Annotated in this window: 4 protein-coding genes and 1 pseudogene; 1 reads left to right on the top strand and 4 read right to left on the bottom strand. The window is 36.2% G+C overall.

Annotated elements, in window-relative coordinates:
• Window positions 1-59: 59 nt before the first annotated feature.
• Entirely contained in the window at window positions 60-782 is a 723-nt protein-coding gene (locus tag Q1B07_RS25745) for an ornithine cyclodeaminase family protein (RefSeq protein WP_299095421.1), read from the bottom strand.
• Window positions 783-977: 195 nt separating this feature from the next.
• Window positions 978-1,847 (bottom strand): MurR/RpiR family transcriptional regulator, encoded by an 870-nt coding sequence (locus tag Q1B07_RS25740; RefSeq protein WP_299095418.1) that lies wholly within the window; start codon window positions 1,845-1,847, stop codon window positions 978-980.
• Between the two features lie 1,448 nt (window positions 1,848-3,295).
• On the opposite strand from Q1B07_RS25740, the gene ppsA reads away from it, so the two are divergent.
• The gene (ppsA, locus tag Q1B07_RS25735; RefSeq protein ID WP_299095416.1) at window positions 3,296-5,893 is read left to right on the top strand and encodes a phosphoenolpyruvate synthase; all 2,598 of its coding nucleotides are present in this window, start codon (window positions 3,296-3,298) and stop codon (window positions 5,891-5,893) included.
• Window positions 5,894-6,277: 384 nt separating this feature from the next.
• Here ppsA and Q1B07_RS25730 read toward each other — a convergent pair whose 3' ends face one another.
• Both Q1B07_RS25730 and Q1B07_RS25725 read right to left on the bottom strand, forming a co-directional pair.
• Window positions 6,278-6,985: a DNA alkylation repair protein gene (locus Q1B07_RS25730; protein ID WP_299095414.1), complete on the bottom strand. Its 708-nt coding sequence runs from the start codon at window positions 6,983-6,985 to the stop codon at window positions 6,278-6,280.
• A gap of 492 nt (window positions 6,986-7,477) precedes the next feature.
• A pseudogene (locus Q1B07_RS25725) lies at window positions 7,478-7,699 on the bottom strand (IDEAL domain-containing protein); the annotation flags it as partial.
• Between the last annotated feature and the right edge of the window lie 76 nt (window positions 7,700-7,775).

The raw sequence follows: 7,775 nt of genomic DNA, 5'->3' as shown, positions 1-7,775 counted from the left end.
TTGGACACCTCGTATAATACCAAGAGGGCTCTTTTTTGTTCAATCCTCAAATTTCTTCATTACAGGAATGCTCCTTTTACATATGGGAAAGTCGACATTGTCGCTGTGATGACGATATCTGAATCTCTAATGGCTTCTTCGGCACTTGCTGCATTGACAACGTTTACATTTAGCTCTAATTGCATTTCTTTTGCGAATTGTCTTGTTTTCTCTTCATTCAAGTCGAATACTTTAATTTGTTCAATTTGATTTTTAAACACACTAGTTACAGCCATTAACTGTGTTCTGCTTTGGACACCTGCTCCAATGATACCTACTGTGCGTGAATCTGGATTAGCTAAATATTTTGCCGCTATACCAGTTGCCGCTCCAGTTCTCATAGCGCTTACAATTGTTCCATCCATAATGGCAAGGGGAAAACCATTGTGAGGATCGGATAAAATAATAATAGCAGAAGCTCTCGGCTGCCCAATTTTTTTTGGATTTTCAGGCATACTCGGAATCCACTTCATTCCCGCTACATCAATATCACCACCAAGATAGGAAGGCATTGTCATTATTCTCCCTCTTGTCTCTTCGGTTTCAGGTCCCCCCCATCGAATGACAGGTTTAGAAGGTTGGATCACATCGTTGCGACCGTGTAATTCAAAAGATTTTTGAATCGCTTCCAATGTACCATCCATATTAAGACCTCCCGCCTCAATACAATCCTCTTGTGAAAGGTAAAGAAAACCAACCTTTTTACTTTGTTCTACATTCTCTAAACTCTTAACTACAGTCATTGCAAATCCTCCTTTTTTGAATTGTCTAAAAACTTCTTAGCTTTAAACGTATATTATCACCAATTCGGTTTATTGTAAACCATTTTATTTAAAAAAAGTTCATTTGTTCCTTTTCTCTTTAAAAAAAGACATCGCCTTAGTTTCTAATGAAACCATCTTAGCAATGTCTCACTTTAAGAATATTATGAAAATTCATTAATACACAATAACTTTTTTATCTTTCAGTGTTTCTACCAAGTTCCGTATTTTTTGAATGGATGTTTTCGAATGTCTCTTCCCTAATTCGATCACTATGGCCTCCACAAGTGCAATTATAGGGATGATCGTAAATAGATTTTCTCCAGTTTCGACTTTTAAAGTAACGCTTGCAAAACTAACAATTGGGCATGATAGCTGATCCGTAATTAAAACAATTGGAATGCCTTTTTTATGAGCAACGCTTGCTGCATCAATTGTCCGCTGTGTATATGGTGCAAAACCAAATAGAATAATAACTTCATTTTTTTCAAATTGTAGAATACGATCAAACATCGACTCACTATCATAACTGAGCTGCCTCGTAACGGAGTGGAATTCCTCTATGAGCAACTCTAAGTAAATAGCAACTGCTTTATACGGTCGTAATCCGAGCAAATTAATTCTGTCAGCATTTGCAATTAAGTCCATTGCTTCTTTAAAATTCTCAACTAATTGCGGATTAAATGATTTGTCCAACAAGTTGACTCCTTCTTGCCAAACATTTGAAAGTGTCTTGTAATCCTCGTTTTCATCATTGCTTCCAAACGATTTCTGTACACTCTCCCACTTATCAGAGTATTCTTTTTGAATGTCATGAAACTCTTTTTTTAGATCAAAGAAACTATCGTAGCCTAAAGTTTTCACTAATCGTAACACAGTCGTTGTTCCCACACCCGCATTCTTTGCCAACTCTTTGACTGTAAACAATCCGATATCTTGGTGATTTTCTAATATATAATCACATAGCATTTTCTGCTTATTTGGCAACGTATCTTTTACAGAAATAATATGATCTAATACATTCATTTCCTCTTGAATTTCCTTCATCGTCCCACCTGCTAACCTTGAATTTTTTTGTTTTTTTAGTATATATTTTATACAACCCATTATAACGAATTTTTGTTTAATCACAAAACATAGTATGAAAATTCTGAATAGAAGAAAGGAAACGAATTTGGCACTGCTACTGCTAGTTCTTCATTACTCGATACAATAGAATAGATAGCAAGGAGGTCGAACATTTGAGCATTTTGGAATCAAAGAAAACCAAGTATGCAAAAATTTAAGAAGTTGCTTTTAACTCCTGGCTGTGATTTTCTTAGTGAACACCCAGCTTTCAATTGTCCCATTAAGCGTATGTCGCGATAATAAGTACTCCAGTTATCAACGATCTTATTCTCTTGTGTTAATTAATTGACATAATATTATTCTTGTAAACTATTAAAAGCAAACTTCATGTTTAAATTTATAAGGTTCTCAACTAAGCTTCGTTCTTATGAATGTATAGTGTAAATAGCCTTTTAATTAAACGTTTGTTTAAATTTATTACTTGAACCATTGTTTCTCCTACACTTCTTTCTTTGCTAGGCCAAATTTTTTGATTTTATTGGACAAGTAAAGTATGTGATTTTCGGTTTCTAAAACACTTTCCAGCGTATCCCTTTATCATAAATTCAATACGATGACTCCCCTTCGCAATATCGTAATGTCTCCCCCATTAAAATGAATGAAGAAAACCTTCGATTTCCATCTCAAATCTCAATTTCCTGGGCAAGCGCATAAACCGACTTTATCCACCAATAAAAGAAAGATTTCGCCCATGTATCTACTTTCTTAAACTAAATGAAAAAACATTTTTTTATCAACGCTTTTTACTAGAATATATATTGCGATAGCAGTATTCCCCTGAAAGAAAATACCACTCTTTTTTTGATTATGAGTGAACAAGGGTTTTATGACCAAAAATTTTACGTTTATCAAATATATTTGATCAGGAGATTTCTTTTATTTTCTCAGCAATCAGGCTAAATTGTTCAGGAACGCTTTAATAGAGTAACCGAAAAAGCCCAATTTCTCAATTTAAGAAATTGGGCTTTTAATAGTGGAATTTCTTTACTACCACTAAAATAACGTATTTTTAAATATCATTTTTTGTGAGTCATTTATTTTATAAAATAAGGTTTATTTCCTATTAATTTGCAATAATTATGAACCATCATAGCGATAAATACATTGATAAAAATGAGAAGCTGTGGTAAATTTATATAGATACAAACTATCTTGGGATTTTCGTGTAAAGTATACCTATTATAATTATACATCATAAAATCCTATTCAGTCAACCCCCTATTTTTATTTTTATAAGGAAAGGATTTGATATGAACATGGAACTTCGTCAGAAACAGGTACGAATGAACAGTGTGATTGGTTGATCAGATAAAGAATTTTGTCATATGATTCGTCTTAGTATTTGAGGGCTAAATGGAGGGAAAGAAATGAAACCATATGTACTAGAGATTCGGGAGATCGAAAAAGCGCAACTTTTGCTTGTCGGAGGAAAAGGGTTGAATTTAGGGGAACTATCGAAGATTCGTGGAATACAAGTGCCCGAAGGATTTTGTGTTACGACAGAAGCCTATCAAAAAGTCCTCGAACAAAACGAAGTGTTCCACGCATTGTTGGATCAACTAATACTGCTAAAAGTAGAGGATCGAGATCAAATTGGTGAAATCAGCAGGAAGATTCGGCAAATCATTATGGAAGCAGAGATTCCTTCCGATGTTGCGTACGCAGTTGCTCACCATCTTTCCCAGTTTGGTGATGAACATCCTTATGCAGTGCGTTCTAGTGCAACTGCTGAAGACTTACCACACGCTTCTTTCGCTGGTCAGCAAGACACCTATTTAAATATCATCGGAAAAGAAGCCATCTTGCACCATATCAGCAAATGTTGGGCTTCCCTATTTACGGATCGTGCCGTGATTTACCGTATGCAAAATGGATTTGACCACAGACAAATTTATTTATCCGTTATCGTTCAAAGGATGGTTTTCCCACAGGCTTCAGGAATTTTATTTACCGCTGATCCAATTACTTCTAACCGAAAGGTGCTATCAATTGATGCCAGTTTTGGACTTGGAGAGACACTAGTCTCTGGCTTGGTATCTGCAGATTGTTATAAAGTAAGGGATGGGGAAATCGATAAGAGGATAGCAATCAAAAAATTGGCTATCTATGGACGAAAAGAAGGCGGAACAGAGACACGACAGATCGATCCGGATCAGCAAAAGACAATAACACTTACTGATCAACAGATTTTACAACTAGCACGTATAGGAAGACAGATCGAAGCTCATTTTGGATTCCCCCAGGACATCGAATGGTGTTTAGTTGATGATACATTTTATATTGTTCAGAGTCGTCCAATCACTACTTTATACCCCATCCCTAAAGCGAATGATGAAGAAAATCACGTTTACTTATCTGTCGGCCATCAACAAATGATGACTGACGCCATGAAGCCATTGGGAATATCTTTTTGGCTGTTAACGACTCCTGCCCCCATGCGCAAAGCTGGCGGTAGGTTGTTTGTTGATGTTACACATCAACTTGCTTCACCTGTCAGTAGGAACATTTTATTAAATGCTATGGGCCAACACGATCCGCTCATGAAAGACGCACTTATGAAAATTATTGAGCGTGGAGATTTTATTAAATCGTTACCAAATGATGTTAAAGCACCGAGTTCAAGCAAAGGCAATACAGATATGTTGGAACAAATTGAAAACAATCCATCAATCGTTACTGATTTGATTAATCGCAGCCAATCATCCATAAAAGAGTTAAAACAAAACATTCAAACGAAAAGACGCTCAGATTTATTTGATTTTATTCTAGAAGATATACAGGAATTAAAGAAGGTTTTATTTGACCCACAAAGTTCAGCTGTATTTATGGCTGCTATAAATGCTTCATCATGGATCAATGAAAAAATGAACGAGTGGTTAGGTGAAAAAAACGCGGCGGACACGCTTTCTCAATCTGTACCGAATAATATTACTTCAGAAATGGGTCTAGCACTATTGGATGTCTCAGATGTGATTCGTCCTTATCCAGAAGTAATTGATTATTTACAACATGTAAAAGATGATAACTTTTTGGATGAACTAGTTAATTTTGATGGTGGACAGGAAGCTAGAAACGCTATCAATGCATTTCTCAACAAATACGGAATGCGATGTGCCGGAGAAATCGATATCACGAGAACTCGTTGGAGTGAAAAACCTATTACTCTTGTCCCTATGATTCTCAATAATATTAAAAACTTTGAGCCTAATGCTAGCCTTAGGAAATTTGAGCAAGGACGACAAGAAGCTTTGGAAAAGGAACAAGAGTTATTAGACCGATTGAAACAATTACCGGAAGGTGAACAAAAGGCAAAAGAAACAAAACGAATGATTGACCTAATCCGGAATTTCATCGGGTTTAGGGAATATCCAAAATACAGCATGGTTAATCGCTACTTCGTTTATAAGCAGGCTTTGATGAAAGAAGCCGAACAGCTTGTACAAGCCAACGTAATACGAGAAAAAGAAGATATATTCTATCTCACTTTTGAAGAACTTCACGAAGTCATACGCACAAATAAACTGGATTACCAGATCATCAGCAAACGAAAAGACGAGTATAAATTATATGAAAAACTAACTCCACCGCGTGTTATCACGTCTGATGGTGAAACACTCTCAGGTGAGTACAAACGAGAAGATCTCCCCGCCGAAGCGATTGTTGGACTGCCTGTTTCTTCTGGAGTTATCGAAGGACGCGCACGTGTCATTTTAAACATGGAAGATGCTGATCTAGAAGATGGAGATATATTGGTCACCTCCTTTACCGATCCTAGCTGGACACCATTGTTTGTATCCATAAAAGGCCTTGTCACCGAAGTTGGTGGATTGATGACCCATGGAGCAGTTATCGCACGTGAATATGGCTTACCAGCAGTTGTCGGAGTGGAGAATGCTACGAAACTGATAAAAGATGGGCAACGTATTCGAGTGCATGGTACAGAAGGGTATATCGAAATATTATAATTTATTACATCTAATTCATAAAAGAAGAGCATTCGAATTAGGAGAATTATTGACATCATAGTGCCATGCGGTCCATGATAAGAACCTGTATAAGGGGACAGCAACTGAAAGATCAATATTAATGTCTATTAAGATTATCTTGAAATTGAGTCTTTTGTTAATGGTCGCTTTTCTTGAGTGAAAAATGTGTACTTTTGGCAATTGGATATTCATTGCATAAACCAGCTAATATTTTTTCATCATATTAGCTGGTTTTTTGTTATCGTTGAGGAAACTACGAAACTTTTTGAAGCAAATGGACAGATAACCCTCCGTATCAGGACCCTCATTTTTCCCCTTGTATTTACAAAGGTCTTACGTGCGTAAAGCTGCACTCAAACGATGTTAACATCTAACATATTTGCGTTTGAAACCAAGCTTCCCTCTATCTATTTCCTTTTGGATATTTTCGGAAGCAAGCAGAATACTACTTTTTTTCTTGTCCCGCTTGATTTCGACTGGTCCTACTGCTTTTGCGGTTTCAACCGCCTTTTCATGAAGAGGTAAATAGGAAATCCCGACTGTGTAAATAAAATTATTCATAGCGGATTTCGTACGATCAGGAGAATCGTGAATCGTATTTTCTACCAGATCAAGCATACTCGCAATCTTAGCTTCACTAAATTCGCTGTCTGGGCGATTACCCAATAGCCAGCAATAACAACTCCAACCTGCTGACATTCTAAGTTCTTCCCCGCTTTTGATCCATTTATCGGCTACGGTTTGCGCAATATCGGTTTCAGCCAAAGTTACTGCAACCACATAATCAGACAACATATAAAAATACGCCGCATCCATCCAACGCTCAAAATCCTCCTCGGTCATGATCATCGGGTCCGCAATGATGCCGGCAAAATACATGGCATCGTAGTTCCCAGTGGCGTATAGCTGCTCGGTTAAAAGTTGATTTTTCTTGATTTTCTTTGCGAGTGGCTTCATTGCGCCTGTAGCCACCCCAAATAGCGGCTCATGTGCACCATTTCTTAAATATGTCTTTTTTATACGTTCCTTACCAAGCGCTGCCAGTTCCCGCATAACTACTTCGAATTCCATTGTTTGCACTTCCTTCCTATACCATCTCTATTTCATTGTAACAATCTATCTTATATTCTATATCAATCATTGCATATACAAAAGACAGTTCCTCTTTTTGTACGAGTAATAGAAAATACATCACACTTTTTTGTTTCGGTATAACCTTCTTATAATAACGGCAATGATAAAATATATACATATACACTTATAAGAATAGAGAATGTAAAATGAAGCTACTACCAATTCCTTTTATTAGATCAATGTATGACATTTCATTTAGGGTTTAGATTGGCTTAAAAATTTCGACTATTGGTCATTCTAACCTTTATATTCTTCCTCATTTCTCTTAACTTATGGTCTATAGTTTACTCCCTAATAGTTAAAATGTTTTTGTACATTTCACGAAGTCCTTATCTTCAAATAATTTAAGTTCCATTCATTTCTCCTCGATTTTCGCCAAAATGATTTTTGCTGCCCACTTAAAATTCTCTATCATTTAATCTATAAGGTTTAACAGTTTCCATTAACAAGCTGTTTCATTGCCTTTAACTTAGATGAAAGCTCAATAAACCATTCTTCATCCCCTGTTGATAATGCCAAGTCTATTAGAAATAAAAGTTGTTCCTTGTTTTTCACTTTAGAATCAGGCAGTCTCTTAACCTGTTTAGTTAAAAATGAAATTGTTTTTCCAATCGTTTCCTTATTGTCACTTGTAACAACAGTTACCTTTACTGGTATGTCAACACTAAACTAGACACTTTTTTTAAGGTGAATATTTTTATATTCAATGGGACTTAGATAGTCAAGC

The organism is uncultured Metabacillus sp. (assembly GCF_947503125.1).
Taxonomy (GTDB): Bacteria; Bacillota; Bacilli; order Bacillales; family Bacillaceae; genus Metabacillus.
The sequence above is the reverse complement of the archived record's forward strand: the minus strand, read 5'-3'. Positions and strand labels throughout refer to the sequence as shown.

Coding starts and splice junctions, on each gene's coding strand:
- Q1B07_RS25730 (WP_299095414.1), bottom strand. CDS start 6,985: ATGGAATTCGAAGTAGTTATGCGGGAACTGGCAGCGCTTGGTAAGGAA.
- Q1B07_RS25745 (WP_299095421.1), bottom strand. CDS start 782: ATGACTGTAGTTAAGAGTTTAGAGAATGTAGAACAAAGTAAAAAGGTT.
- Q1B07_RS25740 (WP_299095418.1), bottom strand. CDS start 1,847: ATGAAGGAAATTCAAGAGGAAATGAATGTATTAGATCATATTATTTCT.
- ppsA (WP_299095416.1), top strand. CDS start 3,296: ATGAAACCATATGTACTAGAGATTCGGGAGATCGAAAAAGCGCAACTT.